Source organism: Halorubellus litoreus (genome assembly GCF_037081675.1).
Taxonomy (GTDB): Archaea; Halobacteriota; Halobacteria; order Halobacteriales; family Natrialbaceae; genus Halorubellus; species Halorubellus litoreus.
The window spans coordinates 684,152-710,014 of sequence record NZ_JAZAQL010000001.1 but is presented as its reverse complement, the minus strand read 5'-3'; the positions used below and the strand labels follow the sequence as shown (position 1 = coordinate 710,014).

General features: G+C 68.5%; 32 protein-coding genes. 15 read left to right on the top strand and 17 right to left on the bottom strand.

The window, feature by feature from the left end; genetic code table 11:
* The first annotated feature begins 53 nt into the window (after positions 1-53).
* The 11 genes from VYJ16_RS03580 to VYJ16_RS03530 all read left to right on the top strand — a co-directional run bounded on the left by VYJ16_RS03580 (position 54) and on the right by VYJ16_RS03530 (position 5,727).
* A complete protein-coding gene (locus VYJ16_RS03580) occupies positions 54-248 on the top strand; it encodes a ribbon-helix-helix domain-containing protein (protein WP_336348941.1) in 195 nt (64 codons plus the stop codon).
* 97 nt (positions 249-345) lie between these two features.
* The gene (locus VYJ16_RS03575; RefSeq protein WP_336348940.1) at positions 346-600 is read left to right on the top strand and encodes a hypothetical protein; all 255 of its coding nucleotides are present in this window, start codon (positions 346-348) and stop codon (positions 598-600) included.
* Between the two features lie 79 nt (positions 601-679).
* On the top strand, positions 680-883 hold the full coding sequence (locus VYJ16_RS03570) for a hypothetical protein (protein WP_336348939.1): 204 nt from the start codon (positions 680-682) through the stop codon (positions 881-883).
* A complete protein-coding gene (locus tag VYJ16_RS03565; protein ID WP_336348938.1) occupies positions 880-1,233 on the top strand; it encodes a hypothetical protein in 354 nt (117 codons plus the stop codon). Before VYJ16_RS03570 ends, VYJ16_RS03565 begins: the two co-directional genes overlap by 4 nt.
* Positions 1,230-1,508, top strand: coding sequence for a hypothetical protein (locus VYJ16_RS03560; RefSeq protein ID WP_336348937.1), 279 nt, complete (start codon positions 1,230-1,232; stop codon positions 1,506-1,508). The genes VYJ16_RS03565 and VYJ16_RS03560 overlap by 4 nt, the downstream gene beginning before the upstream one ends.
* Positions 1,505-1,783, top strand: a complete 279-nt coding sequence (locus tag VYJ16_RS03555) for a hypothetical protein (RefSeq protein WP_336348936.1) — start codon at positions 1,505-1,507, stop codon at positions 1,781-1,783. Before VYJ16_RS03560 ends, VYJ16_RS03555 begins: the two co-directional genes overlap by 4 nt.
* Positions 1,780-2,787, top strand: coding sequence for a tyrosine-type recombinase/integrase (locus VYJ16_RS03550; RefSeq protein ID WP_336348935.1), 1,008 nt, complete (start codon positions 1,780-1,782; stop codon positions 2,785-2,787). The genes VYJ16_RS03555 and VYJ16_RS03550 overlap by 4 nt, the downstream gene beginning before the upstream one ends.
* 384 nt (positions 2,788-3,171) lie before the next feature.
* Positions 3,172-3,786 carry an HNH endonuclease gene (locus VYJ16_RS03545; RefSeq protein WP_336348934.1) on the top strand — a complete coding sequence of 205 codons (615 nt, stop codon included), beginning with the start codon at positions 3,172-3,174 and terminating at the stop codon, positions 3,784-3,786.
* A gap of 250 nt (positions 3,787-4,036) precedes the next feature.
* Complete coding sequence (locus VYJ16_RS03540; RefSeq protein ID WP_336348933.1) at positions 4,037-4,627, top strand: mechanosensitive ion channel domain-containing protein; 591 nt, start codon at positions 4,037-4,039, stop codon at positions 4,625-4,627.
* A gap of 69 nt (positions 4,628-4,696) precedes the next feature.
* On the top strand, positions 4,697-5,458 hold the full coding sequence (locus tag VYJ16_RS03535) for a PHP domain-containing protein (RefSeq protein WP_336348932.1): 762 nt from the start codon (positions 4,697-4,699) through the stop codon (positions 5,456-5,458).
* 74 nt (positions 5,459-5,532) lie between these two features.
* Positions 5,533-5,727: a hypothetical protein gene (locus VYJ16_RS03530; RefSeq protein WP_336348931.1), complete on the top strand. Its 195-nt coding sequence runs from the start codon at positions 5,533-5,535 to the stop codon at positions 5,725-5,727.
* 59 nt (positions 5,728-5,786) lie between these two features.
* On the opposite strand, the gene VYJ16_RS03525 is transcribed toward VYJ16_RS03530, so the two are convergent.
* From VYJ16_RS03525 to kynU, 6 genes are all read right to left on the bottom strand, one after another.
* Positions 5,787-6,923, bottom strand: coding sequence for a hypothetical protein (locus VYJ16_RS03525; RefSeq protein ID WP_336348930.1), 1,137 nt, complete (start codon positions 6,921-6,923; stop codon positions 5,787-5,789).
* A gap of 73 nt (positions 6,924-6,996) precedes the next feature.
* Complete coding sequence (locus VYJ16_RS03520) at positions 6,997-7,845, bottom strand: SDR family oxidoreductase (RefSeq protein ID WP_336348929.1); 849 nt, start codon at positions 7,843-7,845, stop codon at positions 6,997-6,999.
* A 101-nt stretch (positions 7,846-7,946) separates the two neighbouring features.
* Positions 7,947-8,591: a metal-dependent hydrolase gene (locus VYJ16_RS03515; protein ID WP_336348928.1), complete on the bottom strand. Its 645-nt coding sequence runs from the start codon at positions 8,589-8,591 to the stop codon at positions 7,947-7,949.
* 276 nt (positions 8,592-8,867) lie between these two features.
* On the bottom strand, positions 8,868-10,169 hold the full coding sequence (locus VYJ16_RS03510) for a ribonuclease catalytic domain-containing protein (RefSeq protein ID WP_336348927.1): 1,302 nt from the start codon (positions 10,167-10,169) through the stop codon (positions 8,868-8,870).
* Between the two features lie 236 nt (positions 10,170-10,405).
* Positions 10,406-11,545 carry a PAS domain-containing response regulator gene (locus tag VYJ16_RS03505; RefSeq protein ID WP_336348926.1) on the bottom strand — a complete coding sequence of 380 codons (1,140 nt, stop codon included), beginning with the start codon at positions 11,543-11,545 and terminating at the stop codon, positions 10,406-10,408.
* Between the two features lie 114 nt (positions 11,546-11,659).
* On the bottom strand, positions 11,660-12,952 hold the full coding sequence (gene kynU / locus VYJ16_RS03500; RefSeq protein ID WP_336348925.1) for a kynureninase: 1,293 nt from the start codon (positions 12,950-12,952) through the stop codon (positions 11,660-11,662).
* A 120-nt stretch (positions 12,953-13,072) separates the two neighbouring features.
* Between kynU and VYJ16_RS03495 the strand changes: the two genes are divergently transcribed.
* Positions 13,073-14,101, top strand: a complete 1,029-nt coding sequence (locus VYJ16_RS03495) for an alpha/beta hydrolase (protein WP_336348924.1) — start codon at positions 13,073-13,075, stop codon at positions 14,099-14,101.
* Positions 14,102-14,248: 147 nt separating this feature from the next.
* Positions 14,249-15,412, top strand: coding sequence for a PrnB family protein (locus tag VYJ16_RS03490; RefSeq protein ID WP_336348923.1), 1,164 nt, complete (start codon positions 14,249-14,251; stop codon positions 15,410-15,412).
* Between the two features lie 72 nt (positions 15,413-15,484).
* Here VYJ16_RS03490 and VYJ16_RS03485 read toward each other — a convergent pair whose 3' ends face one another.
* Positions 15,485-15,781 carry a DUF7562 family protein gene (locus VYJ16_RS03485; RefSeq protein WP_336348922.1) on the bottom strand — a complete coding sequence of 99 codons (297 nt, stop codon included), beginning with the start codon at positions 15,779-15,781 and terminating at the stop codon, positions 15,485-15,487.
* A 130-nt stretch (positions 15,782-15,911) separates the two neighbouring features.
* Here VYJ16_RS03485 and VYJ16_RS03480 point away from each other — a divergent pair, with 130 nt between their 5' ends.
* The gene (locus VYJ16_RS03480; RefSeq protein WP_336348921.1) at positions 15,912-16,391 is read left to right on the top strand and encodes an RNA-binding protein; all 480 of its coding nucleotides are present in this window, start codon (positions 15,912-15,914) and stop codon (positions 16,389-16,391) included.
* Between the two features lie 42 nt (positions 16,392-16,433).
* On the opposite strand, the gene VYJ16_RS03475 is transcribed toward VYJ16_RS03480, so the two are convergent.
* The 3 genes from VYJ16_RS03475 to VYJ16_RS03465 all read right to left on the bottom strand — a co-directional run bounded on the left by VYJ16_RS03475 (position 16,434) and on the right by VYJ16_RS03465 (position 18,100).
* On the bottom strand, positions 16,434-17,147 hold the full coding sequence (locus tag VYJ16_RS03475; protein ID WP_336348920.1) for a DUF1028 domain-containing protein: 714 nt from the start codon (positions 17,145-17,147) through the stop codon (positions 16,434-16,436).
* 72 nt (positions 17,148-17,219) lie between these two features.
* A complete protein-coding gene (locus VYJ16_RS03470; RefSeq protein WP_336348919.1) occupies positions 17,220-17,624 on the bottom strand; it encodes a DUF7994 family protein in 405 nt (134 codons plus the stop codon).
* Positions 17,625-17,692: 68 nt separating this feature from the next.
* Positions 17,693-18,100 carry a DUF7994 family protein gene (locus tag VYJ16_RS03465; protein ID WP_336348918.1) on the bottom strand — a complete coding sequence of 136 codons (408 nt, stop codon included), beginning with the start codon at positions 18,098-18,100 and terminating at the stop codon, positions 17,693-17,695.
* A 179-nt stretch (positions 18,101-18,279) separates the two neighbouring features.
* Between VYJ16_RS03465 and VYJ16_RS03460 the strand changes: the two genes are divergently transcribed.
* Positions 18,280-18,642, top strand: coding sequence for a cell division protein SepF (locus tag VYJ16_RS03460; RefSeq protein WP_227132251.1), 363 nt, complete (start codon positions 18,280-18,282; stop codon positions 18,640-18,642).
* Positions 18,643-18,707: 65 nt separating this feature from the next.
* Here VYJ16_RS03460 and VYJ16_RS03455 read toward each other — a convergent pair whose 3' ends face one another.
* From VYJ16_RS03455 to VYJ16_RS03425, 7 genes are all read right to left on the bottom strand, one after another.
* Positions 18,708-19,085, bottom strand: coding sequence for a NifU family protein (locus tag VYJ16_RS03455; protein WP_336348917.1), 378 nt, complete (start codon positions 19,083-19,085; stop codon positions 18,708-18,710).
* 130 nt (positions 19,086-19,215) lie between these two features.
* Positions 19,216-20,748 (bottom strand): LVIVD repeat-containing protein, encoded by a 1,533-nt coding sequence (locus VYJ16_RS03450; protein WP_336348916.1) that lies wholly within the window; start codon positions 20,746-20,748, stop codon positions 19,216-19,218.
* A 149-nt stretch (positions 20,749-20,897) separates the two neighbouring features.
* A complete protein-coding gene (locus tag VYJ16_RS03445; RefSeq protein WP_336348915.1) occupies positions 20,898-22,415 on the bottom strand; it encodes an LVIVD repeat-containing protein in 1,518 nt (505 codons plus the stop codon).
* A 113-nt stretch (positions 22,416-22,528) separates the two neighbouring features.
* A complete protein-coding gene (locus VYJ16_RS03440) occupies positions 22,529-23,506 on the bottom strand; it encodes an ROK family protein (protein ID WP_336348914.1) in 978 nt (325 codons plus the stop codon).
* 135 nt (positions 23,507-23,641) lie between these two features.
* Positions 23,642-24,322 (bottom strand): TIGR00266 family protein, encoded by a 681-nt coding sequence (locus tag VYJ16_RS03435; RefSeq protein WP_336348913.1) that lies wholly within the window; start codon positions 24,320-24,322, stop codon positions 23,642-23,644.
* A 120-nt stretch (positions 24,323-24,442) separates the two neighbouring features.
* The gene (locus VYJ16_RS03430) at positions 24,443-25,186 is read right to left on the bottom strand and encodes a TIGR00266 family protein (RefSeq protein WP_336348912.1); all 744 of its coding nucleotides are present in this window, start codon (positions 25,184-25,186) and stop codon (positions 24,443-24,445) included.
* Positions 25,187-25,276: 90 nt separating this feature from the next.
* Positions 25,277-25,723, bottom strand: a complete 447-nt coding sequence (locus VYJ16_RS03425; RefSeq protein WP_336348911.1) for a universal stress protein — start codon at positions 25,721-25,723, stop codon at positions 25,277-25,279.
* Between the last annotated feature and the right edge of the window lie 140 nt (positions 25,724-25,863).

Genomic DNA, 25,863 nt, shown 5'->3' with positions numbered 1-25,863 from the left:
GTCTAATAGCACCATAAGTTATATTGTTAGACTCGTTTAACACGCTAAACGCAATGGCACCGACTATCGGATTCCGGATTGGTGACCAACTCCAGGCCCGGCTTGAACGGCACCTGGACGAGGTCGAAGAAGCGACCGGCTACAGGCCGAACAAGAGCGACGTCGTCCGCGACGCGCTCGCCGAGAAACTCGGCGTTCAGGACGAATCCTCGGGTTTGGGGCCCGAGGAGACGGGGGCCAGCGCGTGATGTCCTACCAGCGAGCCCCCGAGGGAGACAACGCCGCCGACTGTTCTAAGTCCGGCGTCTTCACTCACGGCACCGACACTCGTGGAGGGAGTGGCGCGTGACGGACGCGACAACCATCGGCGCGTGCCCGCACTGCGGGACCGCCGAGACGAACGTCTACCCGCGCCGCGACAAGCACTCGAGCGCGTCGCGGTCGCGCGACCCCGACGCCGCGTACGTCTGCAACGACTGCGGCGCCACGTTCGACGAGCTCGCGGAACGTGACCGCGGTCCCGGCGGCGGCCACCGCCGCGGCACGCTCGCGAAGGCGCTCGTCGAGGCCGACCCCGACGCCGTCGGAGGTGACGCGTGATGCGGCCGGTCACGAAGGCGGTCGTCGGGCTCTCGCTCATCACGGCCGGCGTCGCGGTCCCGCTCGGGGTGATGGTGGCATGAGCGGGGAGTACTTCGCCGTCGACGAGGGTGTCGGCCGCACACTCGCGCTGCTCGCCGGGCCGAGCTCGAAGGCACGCGCGACCGACGCGGTCGCCGAACAGGGCGGTTCCGAGGCGCGAGTCGTCGACCGCGGCACGCTCGACCTCCTGAAGCTCGCCGGGCGCTACGACGTCGACGACCAACGAGGTGAGGCGGCGTGACGCCCGCGCTCGACGATGTCGACGACCACGAGTTCGTCGCGCTCGAGGACGTCCGCGACCCCGACTGCGTCAACAGGACGGACCTCCAGCTGGTCGACCGGGCGCTCTTCCACGGCGCCGACGAGTGGGCGTTCGACGGCCACCGCGCCGTGCGCGTCGACCCGCCCGAGTCCGTCACCGCGTTCCGCGTCCGTCGCGAGGAGTGCCGCGAGGACCGCACGGACGACGCGGTGATGCGGTTCGAACCTCGGTGGACCGCCGACTTCGTCGACGTCGAGAGAGCGTTCGACGAGCGCGACGACGTCACGCGAACCGTCGACGTCGTGCGCGGTCGCGAGGTCAAGTCATGAAGCGGCCGACGCCCGACGTCCCGCCGACCGACCTCCGGTTCGTCGACGACCCCGACCTTGGCTCGCGCGTCCTCGAGCGCGAGCGCCAGGCGACGTCGTGCCCGCAGTGCGACGGGGCGCTCTACCTCGTCGAGCGCCGGACCGGTCGGCGCGTGCTCGCGTCCTGGAGCGACGACGTCGTCGACGACGACGCGTACCGGACCAGCGACGACTGGCCCCAGGTCGAGACCGCCGAGACGTGCGAGCGCTGCGGCTACCGGAGGACGATAGCATGAGCGCGGACGTCGACGCGGTCGTCGTCGACGGCCACCGACTTGCCGTCGGGACGCACGTCGAGCACTCGAAGCTCGGCGCGATGCGCGTCCGGTCCATCACCGAGGCGCGCGGCGAGGTTCACGTGCGGTTCGACGTCCTCGAGGTCGCGGCGAACCAGTGGATGGCGTTCCGCCTCGAGCACGTCCTCGCCGCGTGGGGCGACACGCTCGCCCCCGCCGCGGTCGACTCGACGAGCGAACAGCAGGCTCGCGCCGACGGAGGGAGCGGACGATGACCGATGACCTCCAGGACCTCCCGCCGAGCGAAGGCGTGAAGCGGTTCCTCCGACACCGTGAGCCGAGCGTTCGCGAGAGCACGCTCGAAAACGCACGCACCCGCCTGAACTACTTCAAGGCGTGGTGTGCGGAGCGCGATATCGAGAACCTGAACGACCTCACGGGCCGTGACCTGTCTGACTTCGTCGCGTGGCGTCGCGACGACATCGCCGCCCTCACGCTCCAGAAACAGCTTTCGACCATCCGCCAGGCGCTCCGGTACTGGGCGGATATCGAGGGAGTTCGCGAGGGTCTCGCGGAGAAGGTCCACGCGCCCGATCTTCCGGACGGCGCCGAAAGTCGCGACGAGCTGCTGAAGTCGGACCGCGCGGAGCGCATCCTCAACTACTACAACCAGTATCATCGGTCGAGTCGCATCCACGCCGTCCTCACCATCCTGTGGCGGACGGGCATGCGACGGAGTGCGCTCCGGTCCATCGACGTCGACGACCTCCGGCCCGAGGACAACGCCATCGTACTCCGACACCGTCTCGACGACGGAACCCGCCTGAAGAACGGCGAGAACGGGGAACGATGGGTGTGGCTTCGACCGCGAGACTACGAGGTCGTCGAGGGGTACCGGGAGAACCCGGACCGTCACGACGTCACCGACGACCACGGTCGTGAACCACTCGTCACGACCCAGTACGGGCGGCCGACCGGCGACACCATCTACAACTGGGTGAACCAGGCCACGCACCCGTGCAATCTCGGCGAGTGCCCGCACGACCGCGAGCCGGAGACGTGTGACGCTCGCGGCGCCGACGGCTACCCGAGCAAGTGCCCGAGTGCCCGCTCTCCTCACGACATACGACGTGGAAGCATCACCACCCACCTCAACGATTCGACACCCCCCGAGACCGTCAGCGAACGGATGGACGTCAGCCTCGACGTCCTCTACAAGCACTACGACGCCCGAACCGAGCGCGAGAAGATGAACGTCAGAAAAAACCACCTCGAATGATGAGAAAACTACACGACTGCGCGGCGATACCCGTCGGTACCTGCCCAGCGAGTCCATTCCTGCCGCTCGTTTCACTCGCGACAGTCATGGGCTCGCTGTATTCCCCCTCGCTCACTGCGTTCGCTCGCGGGGATCCCAGCGAGTCCACTATTCTCCGCCGCGACCACACCGCGAGCGACAGCGAGGCGTGCGTGAGCGGCGGGAACCGTAGCCGAAGCTGGGATTTGAAGTCCTACCAGTCGCGGGCAGCGAACGCAGGGAGAGCACGTCTGGTTTCGGGTTCAAATCCTCAGCGCGCTCTCGTCTCGTTTCATTGGAATTGGTCTGGTCTATGTGAGGACAAAACCATTTGTCTCATCAGTCTAATTCTCCCTTTGATAATTGATGGTCTCCGTGTCCGCTGACGAAATACGGGAACTCTATACAGAGTACCGTTCTACTCATCCGCGTCCCGAGCCGGTTAAAACCGAATTTTGCGAGGTTGTGGAATCGTTACTCGAATCTGAAGGGCTGAAATCGGAAACGTACGAAGTACAGATATGTAGACTACATGAATACTGCGAACAGAAAATTGAGTCAGAACTGGTCGCTGAAGCCATCGGTTGTTCACCGTCGTATGCGAGGCGGTTCTCATATGATGATGAGAGAGGCGGGTTTGAGAAGGAGTGGTCAAAATCCAACCAGAATGAGAAGGTTTCCCCGGGTGCGCGAACGAAGATAATTAATCGGGATGGTGGTTCCTGCCTTCGTTGTGGTCTGGAAGTTGAAACGGCATTAGAGGTCCACCACGTTTTGCCAGTCAGTCAGGGGGGTACGAATGATGATTCAAACTTAGCAACGCTCTGTTCACATTGTCACGAAGCCGCACATGGTGGGTCGAAAACCTCGGGGAAGATCGTGTATGGAGAGGACGGTTTTTCCGATTGGATTCAAGAGAGAAGTCTCGAGGAGCGGGGTCAGTCACTTGGTTCAAGGCAAACGAAAATATCTGACTACTAATCTACACTGCTGCTGACGGTGCGACCTTCCAACGCGTCTACTATTCTCTGCCGCGACCCCACCGCGAGCGGCATGAATCGTCGCCGAAGCTGTGGTTCGAAGCCCTATCAGTCGCGCGTAGGGAACGCAGGGAGAGCACGTCTGGTTTCGGGTTCAAACCTTCAGTGAACGGGTTTGCCGACGTGCGAATGGCATTGCTATCTGTCTGTTACCCCGTACGTTTTCGTGTGGGCGGCGAGTCGCGTGTGGTATGGTATTGCAGACTGAGCCTGCGGAGCCGGTGGACGTGGAGGTGGTCGTCGAGGAGTTCGTGCGTGGGATCGTGGAGGCGATTCCGCACGTGCTGCTTGGCATCCTGTTCCTGGCGATCGCGTACGTCCTGATTCGGGTGGTGTTGACGGTGGTGCGGCGGGTGTTCGACCGGATCTATCCGGAGGACCAGGAGCTCGTCGTGGACTTGTGGGTGGCTATCGTTGGCGTGTTCCTGTGGTTCGGGGCGGCGCTCGCGTTGTTCAAGATAGTTGGGCTCGGGGACGTGGCGGCGAGCCTGGGGACGGCGAGCGGGTTCGTCGGGCTCGGGGTGGCGTACGCGTTGAAGGAGATGATCGCGGATACGGTCGCGGGCGTCTACCTCCTGCGGGACCCGGACTTCAACGAGGGTGACGTGGTGGAGTCCGCGAGCGTGACGGGCGAGATCGTCGCGATCGACCTGCGGAAGACGCGGCTTCGCGCGGAGGACGGCGACCTCGTGGTGCTCGCGAACCGAGACGTGGAGAAGAAGTGGCGGCAGGACTCGGTCGGGCCCAAGAGCGCGGGGAGCGAGCACGCGGTCGGGGACTGACTCACTCTTTTCGTGGGGTGGGGTTTGGGAGAAGGTTCACGTCGGTCGGGAGCAAACGGAGAGTAACTGATGGTTGGGGACCGAACGCTGTTGTCGCTGGACCTGCACGTGCATTCGTCGCTGTCGTACGACGGCCACGAGCCCGTGGAGCTCCTGCTGGAGCACGCGAGCGCGATCGGTCTCGACGGTATCGTGGTGACCGACCACGACCGTATCGCGGCGAGTCTCGAAGCGGCCGAGCTCGCGCCCGAGTACGGGCTCGTCGGCATCCCCGGCGTGGAGGTGTCGACCGCGGACGGACACCTGCTCGCGGTCGGCGTCGAGGAACGGCCAGCGCGCGGGATGAGCTACCGCGAGACCGTCGAGCGCGTCCGCGAGCTCGGTGGGGCGGCGGTGGTCCCGCATCCGTTCCAGCGCACCAGGCACGGCGTCCGGCGGCGCGTGCTCGACGAGACGCGCGTGGACGCGGTCGAGGTGTACAACTCGATGCTGTTCACGGGCTGGCGGAACCGGCGTGCACGCCGGTACGCCGAATCGTACGGGTACGGGGCGGTTGCGGGGAGCGACGCGCACTACCTCCCGAACGTCGGCCGTGCGTACACCGAGGTCGCGGTCGACGCGGCGAGCGTCTCGGACGTCTCCGTCCAGCAGGTCGTCGAAGCGCTGAGCAACGGCGACACGAGCGTCGTCGGTCGGCGGACGCCCATCTCGAAGTCCGCGGTCCAGTACGGGAAGGGCGCGCTCCGGAAGAGCCTCTACGAGTTCACGTCGCGCGCACCGCTCGTCCCGGCGGTCCCGCGCTCCATCGCGGAGTACCGCACCGACCAGTGACTGCCAGCGTGGCCGTCTGCGTTACGCGGTGACGAGGAGGAAGTTGGAAGTCCCCGTCTCGCGTCGGTTGGGGTATGACCGAGTGTACGTACTGCGGGTGCGAGGTGGAGGCGCACGACCCGGTGGTCGTGTTCGAGAGCGCCCCCGACGCGGTCGACGCGAGGGACGGGAGCGAGTTCGCGTTCTGTAACTGGGGGTGCCTGTCGGCGTACAGCACCGAGTCCGACGTTGCGACCGGCACGACCTGTAACTGGACGCCCGAGCCGTAGCCGTGGCGTCGACGTCGACCCCGTAACCGGGTTCTGCAGACGGTTGCGAGCAGCGACGATCACGCGTTCTGGGAGTCGTGCACGGCGACGTCCGCGGCGGCGACTGCGCGCGTCGCCCAGACGCGGTCGTGGCCGCGGCGAGCGCCGGTGGACGAGAACCGGACGACGCCGTCCGCGTCGACGAGGAGTGCTTCGCGGTCGCCGCCGCCGGCTACGTCGACCATCGTTCGCGTGTTTTCGGGGACCGTCGTCGCATCGTCCGTGGTCGATATCGCATCGTCCGTGGCAGTTCCGTCTTGGGACGGTGATGCCGGTCCACGGTGGACCGTGCAGTCGAACGCGTCGACCGACGGCGCGTGCGCCGGGGGTGCGACGACCGGTGGGGCGTCTCCGGTCGCTCCGGACTCAGTTCTCCTCGAGTCGTCCGTGCTCGGCCACGGCGAATCTGCGTCGTCGAGGGCATCGAACCGCTCCGGGAGTACGGTTTCGAGCGCGTTCGCCGCGTCCACGAACCACTCCGCGGGCGGGCCGGCGATGCCTTCGCGGCGGTACGCGTCCGAGACCGGCGCCACCGCCAGGTCGCCGTCGCGGTCGACCACCGAGAACGCCGCCCGCTCGTCGGCGCCCTCGACGACGACCCGGTGGTCGTCGGCGGCGACGTCCGTGACCGCGAACGGCCCCGGGAGCGCCGCCCCGAACCCGTCGTCTTCCCGCGGTCGCGACACTGCGTACGCCGGCCTGAACGCGGGTGCGTCCCCGAACGGACTCCCCGGGAGGTCGCTCGCGCGCTCCCGGAGCGCCGCCGACGGAACCGCGCGCTCGCCCGCTCGAACCGCGTCCAGTTCCACGTCGCTCTCCGTGGCGAGTCCGCGTGCGACGACGTCCGCCCACCACGCCCGGGGCGACAGTCGCCCGCAGCGCGCGAGCGGCCGGACGTCGAACAGGAGGTCGTCGACGCACGCCTCGGGGTTCGCGGCGAGATACGAGTGCGTGCGCTCCACGGCCTCCCACTCGCGGTCGTCGAACGCCCGGCCATCCTCGAGGACGACCCGTGCGGCCTCTCGGTCCGGATGCGGCCACGTCGACTCGTAGGGGGTCGCGTTGCGGAGGAGCGCGCTCTCGTTCGCGACGAACACGACCAGCGCGAGCAAGACGAGTATCAAGAGCGCGGACGCGACGACCGAACCTGTAGCCATCAGTACTCGCGTTTCGTGTCTCGAAAGAAATACGCTTGGGGTCGGTAGCCGAGTCTCGGTCGCGAGTGCCGCGTCAGTACGGGCGTTCGTACTCGGGATTGAACATCTGCGCGGACGTGGGTGCCGGGTCCCCTTCGGTGAGGTTGTACTCGGCGAAGTCATCGACGCCCGCCTCCGCGAGCAGTTCCTCGTCGTAGAACGCGTTGCCCGTGCACTCGCTGGGGTCGCGCTTGAGTATCTCGAGGACGGCGTCGCTCACGACGTCGGGCGTCCGCCAGTCGTCTTCGGTCCCGAGCCCGAAGTACCGCGTCGCGCGCGTGTCGATGGCGGTCGCCGGCCAGAAGCTGTTACACCCGACGTCGTACCCGCCGAGTTCCGTCGCGAGCGACAGCGTCACGAACGACATGCCGAGCTTCGACCACGCGTACGGCGCCTTCCCCGGCGACCGGTCGGTCGTCACCGGCGGCGCGTTCGTCAGCAGCCAGCTCTCGTCCTGCTCCTTGAGGTGCGGGATGAACGCGCGGGAGACGAGCGTCGTCCCGCGGACGTTCACGTCCGTCATCAGGTCGAAGCGGTTCGCGGGCAGGTCCTCGACGTTCGCGATCTGGATCGCGCTCGCGTTGTTGATGACGATGTCTATCTCGCCGAACTCGTCGATGGCCTCCTCGACGGCGGCCTCCACTTCGTCCTCGTCGCGGACGTTCAACTGGATGGCGTGCGCGTCCACGCCCTTCGCCTCGCACTCCTCGGCGGTCTTGTGGATGGTGCCCTCTAGATCACTGTCAGTGTCGTCGACGGTCTTCCCCGTGGAGACGACGTTCGCGCCGGCGTCGGCGAGCGCGAGCGCGATCTCCTTCCCGATCCCGCGAGTCGTTCCGGTGATGAAGGCGGTCGACCCGCTCAGGTCTGGTGCAGTCGGCATACCCCGGAGGACGCACCCGGGGCTTGTCGATGTTCGGGAACCCGCAACCGCGCGCGTGCAGTTCCCGTTGTCGAGGGTTCCCGGTCGGACGCCGGTCCGGGTCAGCGCGGCGCGTTCTCGTCGAGTGCGCCGCGCGTCGATTGTCCCGCGGTGCGGTCGTCGCGGTGCGTGGTCGGCGTCCGCCACGGTCGGCGGTCGATGCGCGCGAGCCACGCGAGCACGGTCCGCGGGGTCGGTCGCGCTCGTGGCACGCGGACGCGTCCGGCGATCCAAGTCGAGGTCGTCGCGAGCACGCCGAGCGCGAACAGCGCGTTGTTCGCGCTCGGGTCGGCGGCGTTGACGACCGCGAGCGAGTAGTGCGCGTCGACGACGGGTGCGAGCGGCGTGATCCCCATCGGCGTGATGACGTCGCCGACGAGGTGCGCGAGGACGGCGAACGCGCCGATGAGGCCGCTCGCGAGTCCGGCGGTCCAGCGTCGCCGCCCGGGCGCCGGTGGTCGGCGGAGCGCTCGCAGGGCGGCGAGCGTCGCGAGGCCGCTGCCGACGGCGAGCGCGAACCAGACGGTATGCGTGACGCCGCGATGCGAGACGCTCGCGAGGAGGAGGTCGGCGTCGGGGATCGTCGACAGGGCGGCGACCTGTATGGTCCCGGCGGCGGCGAGTGGCGTACGATTCGTGCGGCGGAGGTGGCGGGCGATCGGGGCGAAGGCGAGGAGGACTAGACCCAGATGGCCGAGCGCGTACACGCCTCGGTCACCCCCACTGTCGTCGGTCGTTCGGTGTCGATGCGTCGGTCGCTCGGCTGCGATCCCCACGTCATGAACCCAGTGCTACCTGATACACCATGACATCATTGGCCGTCCCATTCAGATGTCCACTCTTTATGTATCGACGAGCAAACGGCCGACAACTTCCGGAATACGGGGCACGCTCCTGCAGGAACCTGTGACCGAAAACGAACCAGGACGAGATCGCTCAGCGCGGCCAGTACGAGGCGAGCGAGGGCGCGTTCGCGCGGCGGATCAGACCGTGTGGTCGGCGTCCTCGGCGTCCTCGACGACTTCGAGACCGCGGTTGTTCACGGCGTTCGGGTCGAGGCCGACCTCGGTGAGGAAGTCCTTGTACTCGCGCTCGCAGGTCTCCGCGTCCTTCTGTTTGTCCGACGCGCGCGAGCACAGCGCCTGGAGGTCCTCGGGGACGTCGTTCGTGTACACGATCCAGTGATTGATGAGGTCTGAGAGGCGCCGGATGGGGCTCGTGAAGTGCCCGTAGATGTCGAAGTTCAGCGCGTGATGGCCGCCGAAGGGGTCGCTCATGTACTTCGCGCGCGGCATCACCTTCATCACCGCCCACTGGATCTTGTCGAGTTGGCGCGCGGGAGCGTCCTCGAGGGTCGCGTTCACGGCCTTCCGCGGGTCGTCCCAGCTACTCCCCGGGATGGAGACGCCGTCTAAGTCCTGTATCTCGACGAGCGCCTTGTCCCATTCGTCGGGCGTCGGCTGCGGGTGCACGCGGTACATCGCTTCGACGCCGCGATTCCACATGAGTTCGTGCGTGACGGCCTTGTTCGCTTTCAGCATGCACTCCTCGATGATGGTGTGCGCGCGGTCCCGACGCGGGTTCAGGACGAGCGACCCGTCCTCCTTGCGTTGCTCGTGGAGTTGGTCGGCGAGCTCGAACACCATCTGGTTCTCCTCGTGGAGGTCGGCGTCGGGGTCGTCGAGGCGCTGCTCGGCCTGACTGTACGTGAGGCGTTCGTCGCTCTCGATGACGGACTTGTAGATGTCTATCTCTTCGTACCCGAGGTTCTCCTTGTCGAGTTCCATCTCGACGGTGTGCGCGAGGCGGTCCTCGTTCGGGACGAGCGAGCACACGGTCTCGGCGAGCGTCGGCGGCAGCATGTGCATCGTGTACGCGGGGAGGTACACGGTGTTCGAGCGCTGCACGGCTTCCTCCCACATCTTCGACTCGGGGTGGACGTAGTGCGTGACGTCGGCGATGTGCACCCAGAGCGTGTACGAGTCCTCGTTCTCGCGGATGCTGAGTGCGTCGTCGAAGTCCTGCGCGTCGATGGGGTCGGTCGTCCACGTCGTCAGGTCGCGCAGGTCCTCGCGCTCCTCGAGCTCGTCCTGGATCTCCTGCTGGACGCCCTCGGTGCGCTCTTCGGCCTCCTGGATGACTTCCGGCGGGAACTCGTCGCGGATGTCGAACTTCTCGAAGAGGTCCTCGCGCTTGTTCTCCAGGTGTCGCGCGAGTTCCTCGTCTATCTTCACGGGGCCCTGGCCTTCCGCGGTCCCGGCCTCGGCCTGCGCGTTGTCGCTCATGGCACCGGCTACGCGGGTGGGGCAGGAAAACGTGTCGACAGGCACGTCGCCCGCGGTCGGCGCCCGCACTCAGCGGTGCGGTGGCGGGGCGTCGCGACGCGCCGGAGGCGCGAGCGACGTCGTCGTCGACTCTCGAGGCCCTTCGGCGGTGCGGTGGCGGGGCGTCGGGAAGCGCCGATGGCGCGAGCGACGTCGTCCGCGACTGTCGAGGCCCTTCCGCGGTGTGGTGGTGTCAGTTAGGGGGTGTGGATGTGGAGGCGGGTGGCGGTGCCGTCGGGGGTGCCGTCGGGGGTGGCGAGTGGTGTGAGGTCTGCTTGGCAGTGGATGGGGTCGCCGTTGCGGGGGGTGATGTCGACGTCGATGGTGTGTTTGGTGTGTGCGTCGGGGGTGTCGGTCTCGGGGCGTGCGGTGAGTGCTTGGTCGACGGCGTCGAGGGTTCGGGTGTCGGTGACGAGGGTGGCGTCGCTGTCGAGGAGGTGGTCGGGGTCGTACCCGACGAGGTCGGCGAACGCGGCGTTGACGTACGTGAAGTGGCCGTCGGCGTCGAGCGCGTACACTGGGTCGTCGAACGTGTCGAGGATGGTCTTGGAGTAGCGGTGGTCGACGTCGTCGCGCTCGGCGACGTCGGGGGTTCGAGTGGTCGTGGCGTCGCGGATGGTGCAGACGAGTTCGCCGTGTTCGGTCGCGGAGACGACGTGGTCCTCGGGGAACGTCGACCCGTCCGCTCTGAGGCCGGTGGTCTCGCCTTCCCAGTAGCCGTCGCGGTCGACGGTCGGGAGGATGACGTCTTCGGCGAATGGGATCTCGTCGTCGACGTAGATGAGCGACCAGTGCTCGCCGAGCATCTCCGTGGGCGCGTACCCGTAGAGGTCGGCGTACGCGTCGTTGACGTACACGAACTCGCCGTCGGTGTCGAGGATACTGATGCCTTCGCGGGCGCGCTCGATGGCGGCGAGCTGGCGGCGGCGCGCGACGGTCGCGCGCTGGTGCTGGATGGCGTTCGTGAGGCGGTTCGCGAGGAGCGCGTACTGGTCGGTCCCGGTCTCCTTCTGGAGGTAGTCGGTGACGCCGGCGGAGATGGCGGCGCTCGCGACCTCCTCGCTGCCTTTCCCCGTGTAGAGGATGAACGGGATGTCGGGGTCGTGTTCGCGGACGGACTGGAGGAACTCGAGGCCGTTCGCGCCCGGCATCTCGTAGTCGGAGATGATGCCGTCGACGTCGTGCTCGCTGAGGTACTCGCAGCCGTCGCTCGCCGCGGTCAGGACTTCGATGTCGAGCCGGTCGTTCTCCCGCTGCAGAAACGTGGCCGCGAGTTCGGCGATGGCCGGGTCGTCGTCCACGTGCAGGACGCGTAACTCGCCGTCGGCCGCAGTCAAATCGCCCCACCCTCCGTGCGGTTCATTGACACTCTCAAGGGCCGTGATAGCATGAATCTGCCGCCCGTGGCTGCGACCGGGTGTCTCGCCTCGAGCGCGCCGAGCCGACTCCGGTCACGTCACCCCGCCGCTCTGTCGGTCGTACGTTTCGTACTCGCGGGTTTCGAGGATGTCCTCGATGATGTGCACGACGTCGTGGACGTCCTCGAACCCGACGTAGAGCGGTGCGGGGGCGACGCGGACGACGTTCGGCTGGCGGAAGTCGGTGACGACGCCGTGGTCGCGGAGCGCTTCACTGAGCCGGTACGCTTCCTCGTGTTCGAGCGCGACGTGCCCGCCGCGGCGCTCGGGGTCGCGGGGCGTCCCGACGTCGACGCCGTGCTCGGCGAGGCGGTCGTCGACGAGCGCGATCATGAACTCGGTGAGGGCGACGGACTTCTCGCGGATGGCGTCGATGCCGGCGTCGCGGACGACGTCGAGCGCGCCGTCGAGCGGCGCCGCCGACAGCACGGGCACGGTCCCGACCTGGTGGCGGCCCGCGTCGGGCGCCGGGTCGAAGTCGAGTGCCATGTCGAACATCGTCTCCTTGTCGTTGCCCCACCAGCCCGCGAGCGCCGGCTCGACGTCGTGATGGCGCTCGTGGACGTACAGGCCCGCGATGGCGCCCGGACCGGCGTTCAGGTACTTGTAGCTACACCAGACCGCGAAGTCCACGCCGACGTCGTGGAGGTCGTGCGGGACGACGCCGACGGAGTGCGCGAGGTCGAACCCGGCGTACGCGCCGTGCTCGTGGGCGGCTTCCGTGATGCGTTCGACGTCGAGGAGCTGGCCGCTCCGGTAGAGCACGCTCGGCATGAACACGATACCGACGTCGTTCTCTTCGATGGCGTCGACGACGGCGTCCGCGTCGATGGTGCGGCCGTCCGCGGATTCGACGCGCAGGAGGTGCTCGTCGGGGTCGAGGCCGCGCTGGCGGAGCTGGGCGGCCATCGCGTAGTGGTCGGTCGGGAAGTCGAGGTCGTTCGCGAGGACGCCCGGTGGCTGGTCGTCGTCGCGCGCGTCGAGGAACGACCCGACGAGCTTGTGGATGTTGACGGTCGTCGAGTCCGCGACGACGACCTCGCTCTCGCGGGCGCCGACGAGCGGCGCGAGCTTCGCGCCGATGCGTTCGCCGTAGTGGAACCACTCGGGGTCGGACTCCGTCCATCCGCGGATGCCGAGCTCGCGCCACTCGCTGACGGCGTTCTCGAGGCTGTCCGCGGCGTCCGTGGAGATGGGGCCGAGCGAGTTCCCGTCCATGTAGTACTCGTCGGGGACGTCGAAGCGCTCGCGGAACTCGGCGAGTTCGTCGTCGGCGTCGCGTTCCTTGGCGCGTTCGAGCGCGCTCGTCGCGTCGGAGTCGTCCATACTGGCGAGCACGACGGGCGGGCACGTACCGATTTCGGTGGTGCGCCGTCGTCGGCGCTGACGCCCGAGGACTGCGTCGACGGCGGTGGGTTTAGGTCGTCGCCGGGCGACGCGACGCGTATGACCGATGCCGAGGGCGGGGAGTTGGACGCGGAGTTCGCGGCGGTCGTCGAGTCGTTCGCCGAGACGGGCTTGCCGCCGTGGCACTCGATGGCGGTCGACGCTGCTCGTCGCCTCGAGGACGAGTTGTTCGGCGCGGGCGGCGGTCCCGAGATGACGACGGTCCGCGACTTCGCGGTCGAGGGCTCGGGTGACGGGGCGGAATCCGGCGAGCACTCGATTCCGGTTCGCGCGTACCGCCCCACTGCTCGCCAGCAGCGCGACGCCGGGGTCGAGGGCGACCCGGGCGTGCTCGTGTTCGCGCACGGCGGCGTGTTCGTGCTCGGGACGCTCGACTCCGCGGACGACGTCTGCCGGGAGCTCGCCGCGCGCACCGGTCGCGTCGTGCTCTCGGTCGACTACCGGCTCGCGCCCGAGCACCCGTTCCCGGCGGCGGTCGACGACGCGTTCGCGGTCGTCGAGTGGGCGCGCGAGCACGCAGACGCCTTCGGCGCGGACACGGAGCGCGTGGGCGTGGCGGGGACGAGCGCGGGCGGCGGAATCACGGCCGCGACCGCGCTCCGCGCCGGCCACGCGGGCGTCGACCTCGACGTCCAGGTGCTTCTGTACCCGATGCTGTCCGCCGAGAGCGCGTTCGACGGCCCGAGCGCGCCAACCGACGACGGCCGTCGCGCGTCCTACGACGAGCACGACGACGCGGCGCTGCTGTCGACCGCCGACGTCGCGTGGGGGTGGCGTCACTACCTCCGGAGTCCCGTCGACGCACACAATCCCTTCGCCGTCCCACTCGGTGCGCCCGAGCGCCTGCTCGCGGACGCCCCGCCCGCGGTCGTCGCCACCGCCGGCGTCGACGTCCTCCGCGACGAGGCCGCCGCGTACGTCGACGCGCTCGCCGACGCCAGCGTCCCCGTCACGCACGCTCACTACCCGACGCTCGCACACGGCTTCTGTAGCGTCGTCGACGAGGTCGCCCTCGCCGCCGACGCCTTCGACGAGGTCGCCGACGCCGTCGACGATATCGTGCGCTGACCGGTGTCGAAGACGCCCCGTCACTCCGGCTCGATGGCAGAACCGGCCCTCGACGTACGAACCTGCACGCTACCCGTCCCTTCTGGTGGTTCTCGCACGGACGTCGCCGGGAAGTTTGATTGGCCCCATGCGTCCTATGTGTGGAGTATGGATGCAGAAACCGGGTCGTTCCCGGACCCGCGAGCGCACGGCGTCAGTCGCGCCCGCGGGTTCCTCCCGGACGACGACCCGCTCGTCTCGTTCAGCGACGACCCAGTCCCACCCGGCGCCGCCGACGCGCTCGACGCACTCGACGCGCTCGCCGACGCACTCCCGGCGCATCTCGAAGACGGCACGCTCCGCGACCGCACGCGCGCACTCGACCCCATCGACCCCGCGATCGTCGACGACCTCACCCAGCGACAGGTCGTCCGACTCCGGCAGGTCACGGGATTCCTCGCCAGCGCGCACGTCCACGTCATCGACGCCGACCCCGTCGACTCGATACCGCCGGGGCTCGCCGTCGGCCTCTACGAGGCCAGCGACCGCCTCGACCAGAAACCGATGCTTGCGTACGACACGCAGGGCCTCCACAACTGGCACCTCCGCGACCCGAGCGAGGGGTTCGCGGTCGACAACGTCGACGCCGTCGTCTCGTTCACCGACCTCGACGACGAACGCTGGTTCTACGCGGTCCACGTCGCCATCGAAGCCGCCGCTGGCCGCGCGCTCGTCGCCGCCGGCGACGCCTACCAGGGCGTCCACGACGACGACCGCGCGCTCGTCGAGGCGGCGTGCCGCGAGATAGCGGAGTCCCTCGGCGAGTGCACGCGCATCATGCAGCGCATGACCGAAGGGAACGACCCCGCGGTGTTCGCGACCGACTACCGCCCGTACTTCGACGGGTTCGACGACGTCGTCTACGAGGGCGTCGACGCCCTCGACGGCCCGCAATCGTACCGCGGCGGCAGCGGCGCGCAGAGCAGCGTCCTCCCCGCGCTCGACGGCGCGCTCGACGTCGACCACGCCGCCACGAGCCTCCTCGACCATCTCCGGGACATGCGCGAGTACATGCCGCCCGAGCATCGCGCGCTCGTCGCCGGCTTCGAGGCAGCCACGGGCCTCCGCGAGTACGTCGCGGACAGCGACCCGGCGCTCGTCGACGCGTACAACGACGCCATCGACGCGCTCCACGACTTCCGGAAGATACACCTCTCGCAGGTCGTCCAGTACATCGTCGCCGCCACCGGCGACGCCACCGGCACCGGCGGCACCGACTTCATGCAGTTCCTCGGGACGATGCGGAACGAGACCGCGGACACCGGCCTCTGACGGGGCCGTGAGTCCGCGAGAAGCGAACGCGAGCGGCTACTCCTCGACCTTCCCGTAGCGCTCGTCGACCGGTTACTCCTCGACCTTCCCGTAGCGCTCGTGGACCGCCTCGACGTACGCCGCGAGGAACTCGTCGTCGCTCAGGCCCTCGCCCGCGTCGAGGTCCACGAGCAGCGATTCGAGTTCGTCGCGGGGCTGATGGCACTCACGTCGGAAGCACGGCTTGCAGAGGTACTCGAACGCTTTCCCGTTGCGCTCCCAGCGGTCCCCGTGCTTGTCGTACTCGCGTGCGTCGTCCCGCGGCACTTCCGTCCCGCACGCCACGCACGCGACCGGGTCACTCCCCGAACTGCTCCCTGACCGCCACATACGCGAAGCGACGGCGCCCCGGGACTTGTACTTTCGCCCGGTGTTTCGAATCGCGCAACGCGACGACTCCGACACGCACCGAGACCGCGAGACGCGTCCTTTAAGCCGGTCGCTGTCGAGGGCTTCTCGTATGGAAGTCAAGTCCCGGCATCACCTCCGGAGCGACGACGTACGCGAGGTCGAGGACGCCGTCAGTGACGCACTCGGTGTCGACCTGGACGGCGACGCGTACGAGCTCGTCGAGATCGAGGACAGCGAGTTCGACGTCGTGCTCGTCGACGGCGAGCCGGACGTCCTCTACGTCGAGGAGGAACCGTTCCTGACCGTCTCGGGCGCGAACGAGCACCCGCCGGCGACGCGCGTCGTCACGGTCGACGCGGGCGCCATCTCGTTCGTCTCGAACGGCGCGGACGTCATGCGGCCCGGTATCGTCGAGGCGGACGACGCCATCAGCGAGGGCGACCTCGTCGCCATCGCCGAGGAGTCCCACGGGAAGGTCCTCGCCATCGGGCGCGCGCTCGTCGACGGCGACGACATGGTCGGCAGCGAGGGCAAGGTCGTCGAGAGCGTCCACCACGTCGGCGACGACCTCTACGAGTTCGACGTCTGAACGGGTTGCTGGACGCCGTCCTTTCGCTCGCGGGTGAGCCGACTACTCCTCCGCGGCGTCCATGTCGTCGTCCTCGTAGGCGTCGCCGTACTTCTCCAGCGCCGCCTCGTACCCTTGCTTCGCGTACTCGTAGGTCTCTCGGAGGTCGGCGAGCGGCGTTTCGGTGGCGTCGACGCGGAGGTCGTCGTAGTACGGTTCCGGTTCGCGGTCCTCGGTCGTCGCGACCTTGACGGCGGCGGATTGGACGGTGAGGTCCTCGCGCTTGTCGCCGCCTTCCTCGTGGCCGGCTTCGAGCGCGTCGATGAGCCGCAAGGCGAGCGGGCGGTCGTCGTCGCGCGTGCCCTCGTAGACGTCGCTCGTCGCTTCGAGCACTTCGGAGCCGGTGAGGAGATTCCCCGCGACCGTGTAGCCGTCGCCGACGACGTCGTCGTAGTGGTCCATGCACTCGTCGCCGCTGAACGCGAACTCGCCGTCGCGGCCGACGCCGTGGAGCTGTCGAGCGGGCGCGTTGGCGTCCGCGTTCAGCAGCGACTGGAGTGCGTCCTCGACCCCGAGGCCGTCGTCGAGGTACTCGACGCCCTTCCGGCCGAGGCGCTCGTTCACGAGGCTCTGCGTGGCGACCGCGCCGTGCTCGGAGACGAACGGACACATCGTCCCCACGCCCGGCAACCGCGTCGTCACCGCCACGCCGAACCGCGTCTGCTCGTCGCCGTCGTCGTCCTCGTACGTCTCGCGAACGCAGATGCTGAACGTCATGCGCACCGGTACCGTCCCGCGGGACAAAAGCGTCCGTCCCGCGGCAGTCCGTCACCGCGCCCGCGGAGTCGCTCAGAGCGAGAGGACGCGCTCGACGTTCCCGCGTATCTCGAAGTGCCGGCCGTCGCGAGCGATGTCGATGCCCATGAACCCGATGCAGAGCGAGACCACGACCGCCGCACCCGCCGAGACGAGGCCTGCCGTGGCGTCGGCGGCCGAGAGCGTGGCGGGGACGCCGAGGAGGTTACCGACCGCGACTAGGCCGTACGCGCTGCCGAGGAGGTACCGCCAGGAGACGCTGACGCCCCCGAGTTCGACGGCGGCGACGCGCCCGGCGAGCACGGCGAGCACGCCGGCGACGGCGAACAGCGGCATCGTCGACTGGCCGAGGGCCGCTCGCCACCCGAACATGGCGGCGAACGCGGCCGGGACGAGCAGGAGGAGGACGCCGAACCACGCGAACAGGGACTGACGCATACCGTCGACGTCTCGGAGAACGGACAAGAGCTTTTCGAGGGGGCGCTGAACGGCGTCGACGACCGACCTCACAGCGAGAGCACGCGGTCGACGTCGCCAGTGACGTCGAAATGCCGGCCGCCGCGAGCGATGTCGATGCCGAAGAACAGGAAACAGCCGGCGGACACGACGGCGACGACGAACATGAGGTAGTCCTCCGCGACCGGGTCGCCGAACAGGACGGTCGGGCCGTAGATGAGCGGCCACATCACGGCGAACGCGAGGTAGGAGGCGCCGACGAGCGAGCGCCACGTGACACTCACGCCGGCGACCTCGATGACGGCGTACCGGGCAGCGAGAATCGCGAGGATGCCCGAGACCACGACGAGCGGGACGACCGCCGTCGTCGTCAGCACGACCGGCCCGAAGACCGCGAGTAGTGCAGCTGCCAGGAGCAACTCGACCACGCCGAACCACGCGAACCGAGACTGCCGCATACGCACAACCACTCCGGAGCTGGACAAGAACCTTCTGGAGCGCCCGCCCTGCGGCCGCTTCGAACGATTCGAGCCACCGAGACCTTCGCTCCTTCGTCGTCGCTCACCGCCGCGCCCTCGGCCACGTTCCACGGACCTTGACGCAAGAACTATACGGTTGCCGTGGAACCTACTCCGGTATGGGCTTCATGAGCAAGATCCTCGGCGGCCGCGACGAACGCAGCACCGAGGACTACGTGGAACTCGACGTCGGCGACTTCGACGCCGCCGCCTCCGACGGCGCCGCGATGCAGGTACACATCGCCGAGGTGGACGGCCAGGCCGACGCCATCGACATCAAGGACGCCGTCTACGACGGCGACCTCGTCATCGCGGACATCACGCGCCTCCGCACCGAGGACCGCACCGTCGAACACATCGTCGACGAACTCCGACAGGTCGCCGACGAGGTCGGCGGCGACATCGTCCAGAAGGGCGACGACCAGCTCATCGTCACCCCGACGGGCGTGAAGATCAGCCGCGAGAAACTCGGCCGAGACTGACCGACGGCGTCGCTCGTTCTCGCTGGCGCGCTCGGAACCGTCCGCGAGCGATGGCTCCGAAGCTCTTAGAAGGAGTCCTTGCCGGGGTTCGAGGAGCCCCAGTCGCCGCGGCCGCCTTCGGTGCGGTCGACGCCCATGATGGATTCGGCCTGGTCGACGCCGAGGCTCTCGCCGGCGTCGGGGACGCGGACGGTGACGTCCTCGATCTCCTCCCACGTCAGGAGTTCCGCTTCGATGTTCCCGGTGGTGATGTTCGCGACGTCGCAGCCCTTGCAGCCGCCGCCGAGTTCCACGATGACCTCGCCCGTCTCGGGGTCGGCTTCGCGGACGGCGCTCGTGCCGCCGTGCATCTGGATGATCGGCATCTGCTTCGTGAGCCACGTCTCGACGCGCTCCCGGAGCGCCTCCTCGGTCGCGTCGGCGTCGGTCGCGTCCGTACTCATTGCTTCTGGGTAGCCTGCGCGCGAGGATAACGTTTGGGTATCAGTCGCACGATTCGTCTGGAACGACCGTGATAGACCGCCCGCCGGGACGACGCTGCGGCCCCGGGCGTCCCGACGACGCGGCCTCGCGTCAGGCGTCGTCGTCGCGCGACCGGAGCAGGCGGCTCGCCCCGACGCCGAGGCCGGCGAGTGCAGCGAGCACGCCGAACCCGGGCGTCGACCCGCTCGCGTCCTCGGTCGTGGTCGTCGGCGCCTCCTCGGGCATCGCCGTGGTCGGTTCGGCGGTCGTCGGTTCGGTCGTCGTGGGCGCCGTGGTCGTGGTCGTCGTCGGCTCCGTCGTCGTCGCCGGCGCTCGCGCCTCCAGTTCCTCGCGAGTCCACGCCACCTCGCTCGGCTTCTCCGCCATCTCCCCCGCGACGTCCGGGAACGTCAACAGCCCGCCGGTCGTGCCGTTCACCTCGTAGCTCGAGGCGACGAAGAACTCGCCCGGCTTCGCGAGCCGCGCCGTCCAGAACGCGCGCTCGGTCGGCGACGCCCACCACGCGACGCGCTCCGGGTTCGCCGGGTCCGAGACGTCGTGGACGCTCACGCCACCCTGGTACCACGACGCGTACAGCCTGCCGTTCCGGAGGTCGAAGTTGTGACTCGTCGTCCACGTCCCGCCGCGGTACGCGTTGCTCCGCGACACCGGCGGCGCGACGTGCCCGACGCGCTCCGGGTTCGCCGCGTCGCTGATGTCGTAGAGCGTGATTCCCGACGGGCCACCCGAGTCGTCGCTCGCGTCCAGGTCCCAGGACTCCCCGCCTTCGGCCATCAGCGACGCGTCCTCGTTCACCGTCACGTAGTGAGCGTTCCCGCCCGGTTCGATGTACGCGGACTGCGTGAGTTCCTGGTTCTCCTCGAGCGTGTACTCGCCGACGCGCGAGAGGAACGACGGGTTCGCGGGGTCCGAGACGTCGACGACGAACACGCCGGCGTCCCAGTACGCGCAGTACGCGACGCCGTCCTGGACGTAGAGGTCGTGTAGCGGCGCGTTCCGGGGGCGCGCCCAGTCCTCGTTCCAGTCGCTGGGCTCCCACGTCGCGAGGCGCTCGAAGGCGTCCCCGGAGACGTCGACGATGTCGACCTCGAGATTGAAACCCGTCGTGAGGTACGCGACGCCGTCGACGAGCGCGGCGTTGTGGATGCCGCTCTCTGGCGTCGGGAACCAGTCACCGACCTGCGTCGGGTTCGCGGGGTCGCTGACGTCGTAGAGGTAGAATCCACGCGGCCCACCGCCTTGCGCCGCGGTCGGCACGAGCAACTGGCCGTCGTCGTACTTCACGTCCAGGACCTCGCGGACGTTCTCGCCGTCCGGACTCTGGAGGCCCGCCGCCTCGCCGACGACCGTCGGGTTCGCTGGGTCGGAGACGTCCACGCTCACGAACCCGCTCCCGACCGCGACGAACGCCGTCTCGCCGTCCGGCGTCACCACGGCCTCCGCGGCACCGTCGATGTCGACCTGTCCGCGCGGTGCGTACGCCGCGCTCGACGCCAGGGTGGTCGCGTCGGTCGCGCCGGCCTCGGTCGCACTCGCCGTCGCTCCGAGCGCCGCCACTGCCGTCGCGCTCGCGCCAGCGCGAAGGACGTCGCGCCGCCGCAGGGACCAGGGGTCGTGTTCCATGCACACGAACAACGGAGCTTCGAGCATAAGACTGTCTACCCGCCGCTGGAAGAAACCGCGTCGCGCTCGACGGAACGGACGGATGGCGGGCGGTGGTCGCGGGCAATCGCCGTGCGGCCCTCGTCGGGCACCGACGGTCGGGCGGTGCGTTACTCCTCGTCGTCCTCGTCCGTGTTCGAGAGGAGGCGTGCGGCGCCGAGTCCGAGACCGCCCGCTGCGGCGAGCGCGCCGAACCCGGGCGACCCACTGGATTCGGTGGTTTCGGTGTCAGGCATCTCGGTCGTCGTCGGCATCTCGGTCGTCGTCGGCATCTCGGTCGTCGGCTCGGTCGTCGTCGGCGCCGTGGTCGTCGGCTCGGTCGTCGTGCTCTCGCTCTCGAGGTACTGCGACCAGTCGATGTCCGTGACGAGACTCGTCTCCTCCGGCGGCGTGAACGCGCCCGGCGGGTCCGCCATCTCGCCGGCCTTCGTGGAGAACGTCATCACGCTCCCCTGCATGTTCCCGGCGACGAAGAGGTCGCGGTCGCCCGCGGCCTTCGCGCCCCAGAACATCGTCTCGCTGGGTTTGCGCCACCACGCGAGGCGCTCGGGGTTCGCGGGGTCGCTCACGTCGTGCACCATCACGCCGCCGTAGTACCACGAGGAGAACAACCGGTCGCCGCGAACCGAGAAGTTGTGACTCGTCGTGAACTGCCCGCCGCGGGTCTCGTCCTCCGCGCCCGGCGGGTGGATGGTCGTGAGTTCCTTCGGGTTCGCCATGTCGGAGATGTCGAACACCGTGATACCGCTCGCGCCGCGCTTGTCGTCGTTCGGGTCCGCGTCCCAGGACTCCGCGCCCTTGTAGAGGTAGTTCGCGTCCGGGCCCGGCCGGACGTAGTGGCTGTTCCCCGGCGGCTGCAGGCCGACCGCGCCGAGGCTCTGCTGGGGGACCTGCGAGAGCTTGTCCGCGGGGAGCCCGCCGGCGCGTCCGAGCACCGTCGGGTTCTGCTTGTCGCTGATGTCGACCATGTACGTTCCGGCGTCCCACTGCGCGAGATACAGGACGTCGTCCTGCACGTAGAGGTCGTGACAGGACCGCAGGAACCCGTGGACGTCGCTCCACTTGTCGTCGTGGTCGACGATGGAGAACGAGTTCACGACCTCGAACTCGTCGCCGGTCGCGTCCACCATCTTCGCGCCCTCGTACTCGAAGTCAGAGACGGTGAGGTACGCGTACCCGTCGACGTAGAAGCTGTTGTGGATGGGGTGGTCGACCTCGAGGACGTCGAGACGCTCGGGGTTCGCGGGGTCGCTGATGTCGTAGAGGAGGGCGGCCTTCACGAGCTCTCCGCGCGACGACCCGTTCGGCCCGGTGACGAGGAGGCGGTCGCCGTCGATCTTGACGTCCGCGATCATCTGCATCGGGCCGTTCTCGTTCTCCTGGAGGAGCGCGCCGCGTTCGGCGGCGACGCTCGGGGCGGCCGGGTCGGTGACGTCGACGATAGCGAAGCCCTTCCCGGCGGCGACGGCGGCGTAGTTGCCGTCGTCGGTCGTCGCGACCTCCTGCGTGCCGTCGACGGCGACTTCGCCTTTCGGGGCGTACGATGCGTCGTCTGCGCTCGCGACCCCGCCGATGCCGGCGAGGGCGAGCGCGCCAGCGCTCGAACGGAGGACCTGTCTGCGTCGCATACCAACATCCCAGAACGCAGTATAGTTAAAAGATAGCGAATGTACGGCGTTGATTTTAGCAACCGTGCGGGATGGTGACGCGACCCGTTCCTGGGGTGGTCGGGCGGTGCTGGTCAGGCGGTGAGGTGCTTGCGGTCGCCCGTGCCCTCGGTCATCGCGCTGGCGAGTGCGCCCTTCACGACGACGTCGTCGCCGAGCGTCGTCAGCTCGATGTCGGGGACGTTCGTCATCACCATCTCCGCGACGCGGTCACGGATCGGGTCGAGGACGCGCTCGGTGTTGTGGAGCGCGACCGCGCCACCGACGAACACGACGAGGGGCGCGAACGAGTGCACGAGGTTCGTGACGCCGATGGCGTTCCAGTGCGCGAGCTGGTCGACGACGTGCGCGGCGAACGCGTCGTCGTCGGCGTGCTCGAAGACGTCCGCGGCGGAGAAGTCGGGGTCCTCGAGCGGGAGCGCGGTGTCGACGGTCGGGTCGTCCTCGGCGAGCAGTCGCGCGTACCCGGGGATGTTCTCGCCCGAACAGTACGCCTCCCAGTGCCCGTCCTTCCCGCATCCACACGTCATGCGGCCTTCCGGGTCGACGACGTAGTGCCCGACCTCGCCGGCGTTCCCGTCCCAGCCGGCGACGACGCGACCGTCGACGCAGACGCCCGCACCGATACCCGAGGATATCGTGAGGTACGCCATGTCGTCGGGGTTCCGCGTCGAGTGGAAGCGTTCGCCGATGACGCCCGCGGCGGTGTCGTTGTGGAGGTAGACGCGGTCGCTGTCGACGAGCTGCCCGATGGGGCCGGCGAGCGGGATGCGGTCGATGGTATCGGGGAGGTTCGCGGGGTCTTCGACGCTCCCCTCGGCCAGGTCGAGCGGGCCGATGGAGCCGATGCCGCAGGCGTCGACGGCCGTCGGCTCGACGCCGGCGTCCGCGCACGCGCCCCGGAGCGCGTCGAGGACGGCTTCGGTGACGGCGATGCCGGTCGGTCCGCGCGGTGTTCCTCGACGATTCGACCCGACGACGCGTCCCTCGGCGTCGCCGACGACGGCCCGGATGTTCGTGGCGCCCAGGTCGACGCCCGCGTACGTGGCCATTCTCGTTCGAGTCACCGAGCCCCGCGCACTTAACGCTGTAGCATTTACTCGATATCGAGTTTCGCGGTGGTCGGACGGGAAAGAAGCGAGCGCCGAGGCGGTGGCGCGACCGGTAATTCGGGGCCGCGACCGGGGCTAGTTGCTGTTGTTCGTCGACGGCAACTGGGGGATGAGCCACGAGAGGAACGCGTCCTGGCTCCGCGTCTGCAGCCACACGCGCCCCGGCCCCTGGAACTCCGCGACGAGGCCCTCGCCGGAGAACAGCGTCGACTTCAGGCCGCCGACCTTCTTGACGTCCCAGTTCACGCCACCTTCGAACGCGACGATGTGGCCGGTGTCGACGACGAACCGCTCGCCGGCCGCGAGCTCGCGCTCCTCGACCGCGCCGTAGCTCGACATGAAAACAGGGCCCGTCCCCGTGAGTTCGAGCAGGAACAACCCCTCGCCGCCGAAGAACGACCGGCCGCCGCCGAACTTCGTGTCCACGTCTATCTCGGGCGTCGCCGCCAGATACGACCCGCTCTGGACGAACAGCGTCCCGTCGAGGTCGTACTGCGTGATGTCGCCGGGGAGCGGCGGCGCGAGCGTCACCGACCCCGGCGACTCGGCGGTGAACGTGTTCCGGAAGAACGACTCGCCGCCGAGCACGGACCGCTTCAGGTTCTTCATCAGGCCGCCACCACCGCGGTTCGTCTCGATGGCGATGCCGTCCTCGTGGGATACCATCGCCCCGGCTTCCGCCATGATGGTCTCGCTCTGATTCAGGTCGATCTCGACGGCAGCGAACGACGGCCGGTTGCGTATCTCGTACTCCATACCCGTCCCATACGATGGTTGACACCATAAGCGTGCGCCGTGGGGTGCTCGCCCGACGCACGCTCCCCCGACAGCGACCGCGCGAGCCCGCCCGACCGCGCGAGCCCGCCCCGGGGCGGGTCAGATGTTGCCGCCGCGACCGCCGCCACCAAAGTGGCCGCCACCCATCTCGAACGACACGCCACCGTTACTCGTCTCGCGCGTCGGCAGGTGCGGGACGAGCCACGAGAGGAACGCGTCCTGGCTCCGCGTCTGCAGCCACACCGTCCCCGGGCCCTCCATGTCGCAGACCAGGCCCTCGCCGGAGAACAGCGTCGACTTCAGGCCGCCGACCTTCCGCACGTTCCAGGCGACCGACTCCTCGAACGCGACGATGTGGCCCGTGTCGACCGTGAACCCCTCGCCGGCGCGCAACTCCTTCTCCTCGACTGCGCCGTAGCTCGACATGAACAGCTCGCCCAGTCCCGAGCACTTCAGGAGGAACAGGCCCTCGCCGCCGAAGAACGTCCGCCCGCCCCCGAACTTCGCGTCCACGTCTATCTCGGGGTGCGCGGCGAGGTACGACCCGCTCTGGAGGTACACCGTCCCGTCGAGGTCGTACTGGACGACGTCGCCGGGGAGCGGCGGCGCGAACGTGACCGAACCAGGGGAGTCGGCGGTGAACGTGTTCCGGAAGAACGACTCGCCACCGAGTATCGAGCGCTTCAGGTTCTTCATCAGCCCGCCGCCACCGCGGTCCGTGCGAATACTGATGCCGTCCTCGTGGGACACCATCGCGCCGGACTCGGCCATCACGCTCTCGCCCTGGTTCAGGTCTATCTCGACGGCGGCGAACGACGGCCGGTTCCGGATCTCGTGGTCCATGCAGACACGTTCCACCGCACTCCTTGTAAAACAGTCACACGGGTGGTCGCGGTCGTCGATTCGCGGTCGGTCTCGTCGATTCGCGGTCGGTTAGGTCGTGCCGGCGCGGACGAACGTCACGGGGCAGGGCGCCGAGAGCATCACGGACTGCGCGGTCGACCCGAACACCGCCTTCCCGGTCGGCGAACGGTCGCGGCCCGCGACGAACACGCGGTCAGCGTCGACGTCCTCCGCCGTCGAGACGATAGCGTCGGACTTGTTCCCGACGCGCCCGCGGACGTCGTACGCCACGTCGGCGTCGTCGAACGCCGCCGTCAGGTCGCGAACGGTCTTCTGGCGGCGTGCGGCCGCCGTCGGGCTGGCGTCGGACTGGTCGAGTCGCTCGCGCACCCCATCGAAGTCGTCCTCCTCGAAGACGTGCAGGAGCACCACGCGAGCGCCGGTCGGTACGGCGACGTCGGTGACGGCCGTCGCGAGCGTGTCCACCCGGTCCGCGTCACCGGGGCCGACCGCGACGAGTAGCGTCGAGAGCGTCATGCACCCCGAATGGGGCGGCACGACCATAATACTGGTGGAGTATTTACTCGCATCTGGAGCAATCAACGGGGTTCGGGTGGGGCGCGGGGACGCCGACCCACGCCAACCGACTCCTTCCACCGACCCCGCCGTCGTCGGCA

Bases quoted from the DNA above. Each gene is read 5' to 3' on its own strand.
- VYJ16_RS03525 (WP_336348930.1), bottom strand. From the start codon at position 6,923: ATGGCTACAGGTTCGGTCGTCGCGTCCGCGCTCTTGATACTCGTCTTG.
- VYJ16_RS03435 (WP_336348913.1), bottom strand. From the start codon at position 24,322: ATGGAGTACGAGATACGCAACCGGCCGTCGTTCGCTGCCGTCGAGATC.
- VYJ16_RS03510 (WP_336348927.1), bottom strand. From the start codon at position 10,169: ATGAGCGACAACGCGCAGGCCGAGGCCGGGACCGCGGAAGGCCAGGGC.
- VYJ16_RS03580 (WP_336348941.1), top strand. From the start codon at position 54: ATGGCACCGACTATCGGATTCCGGATTGGTGACCAACTCCAGGCCCGG.
- VYJ16_RS03440 (WP_336348914.1), bottom strand. From the start codon at position 23,506: ATGGCCACGTACGCGGGCGTCGACCTGGGCGCCACGAACATCCGGGCC.
- VYJ16_RS03425 (WP_336348911.1), bottom strand. From the start codon at position 25,723: ATGACGCTCTCGACGCTACTCGTCGCGGTCGGCCCCGGTGACGCGGAC.
- VYJ16_RS03555 (WP_336348936.1), top strand. From the start codon at position 1,505: ATGAGCGCGGACGTCGACGCGGTCGTCGTCGACGGCCACCGACTTGCC.
- VYJ16_RS03545 (WP_336348934.1), top strand. From the start codon at position 3,172: ATGGTCTCCGTGTCCGCTGACGAAATACGGGAACTCTATACAGAGTAC.
- VYJ16_RS03485 (WP_336348922.1), bottom strand. From the start codon at position 15,781: ATGTGGCGGTCAGGGAGCAGTTCGGGGAGTGACCCGGTCGCGTGCGTG.
- VYJ16_RS03530 (WP_336348931.1), top strand. From the start codon at position 5,533: ATGACCGAGTGTACGTACTGCGGGTGCGAGGTGGAGGCGCACGACCCG.
- VYJ16_RS03560 (WP_336348937.1), top strand. From the start codon at position 1,230: ATGAAGCGGCCGACGCCCGACGTCCCGCCGACCGACCTCCGGTTCGTC.
- VYJ16_RS03470 (WP_336348919.1), bottom strand. From the start codon at position 17,624: ATGCGTCAGTCCCTGTTCGCGTGGTTCGGCGTCCTCCTCCTGCTCGTC.
- VYJ16_RS03540 (WP_336348933.1), top strand. From the start codon at position 4,037: ATGGTATTGCAGACTGAGCCTGCGGAGCCGGTGGACGTGGAGGTGGTC.
- VYJ16_RS03475 (WP_336348920.1), bottom strand. From the start codon at position 17,147: ATGACGTTCAGCATCTGCGTTCGCGAGACGTACGAGGACGACGACGGC.
- VYJ16_RS03490 (WP_336348923.1), top strand. From the start codon at position 14,249: ATGGATGCAGAAACCGGGTCGTTCCCGGACCCGCGAGCGCACGGCGTC.
- VYJ16_RS03460 (WP_227132251.1), top strand. From the start codon at position 18,280: ATGGGCTTCATGAGCAAGATCCTCGGCGGCCGCGACGAACGCAGCACC.
- VYJ16_RS03570 (WP_336348939.1), top strand. From the start codon at position 680: ATGAGCGGGGAGTACTTCGCCGTCGACGAGGGTGTCGGCCGCACACTC.
- VYJ16_RS03520 (WP_336348929.1), bottom strand. From the start codon at position 7,845: ATGCCGACTGCACCAGACCTGAGCGGGTCGACCGCCTTCATCACCGGA.
- VYJ16_RS03465 (WP_336348918.1), bottom strand. From the start codon at position 18,100: ATGCGGCAGTCTCGGTTCGCGTGGTTCGGCGTGGTCGAGTTGCTCCTG.
- VYJ16_RS03550 (WP_336348935.1), top strand. From the start codon at position 1,780: ATGACCGATGACCTCCAGGACCTCCCGCCGAGCGAAGGCGTGAAGCGG.
- VYJ16_RS03480 (WP_336348921.1), top strand. From the start codon at position 15,912: ATGGAAGTCAAGTCCCGGCATCACCTCCGGAGCGACGACGTACGCGAG.
- kynU (WP_336348925.1), bottom strand. From the start codon at position 12,952: ATGGACGACTCCGACGCGACGAGCGCGCTCGAACGCGCCAAGGAACGC.
- VYJ16_RS03445 (WP_336348915.1), bottom strand. From the start codon at position 22,415: ATGCGACGCAGACAGGTCCTCCGTTCGAGCGCTGGCGCGCTCGCCCTC.
- VYJ16_RS03535 (WP_336348932.1), top strand. From the start codon at position 4,697: ATGGTTGGGGACCGAACGCTGTTGTCGCTGGACCTGCACGTGCATTCG.
- VYJ16_RS03455 (WP_336348917.1), bottom strand. From the start codon at position 19,085: ATGAGTACGGACGCGACCGACGCCGACGCGACCGAGGAGGCGCTCCGG.
- VYJ16_RS03430 (WP_336348912.1), bottom strand. From the start codon at position 25,186: ATGGACCACGAGATCCGGAACCGGCCGTCGTTCGCCGCCGTCGAGATA.
- VYJ16_RS03450 (WP_336348916.1), bottom strand. From the start codon at position 20,748: ATGGAACACGACCCCTGGTCCCTGCGGCGGCGCGACGTCCTTCGCGCT.
- VYJ16_RS03495 (WP_336348924.1), top strand. From the start codon at position 13,073: ATGACCGATGCCGAGGGCGGGGAGTTGGACGCGGAGTTCGCGGCGGTC.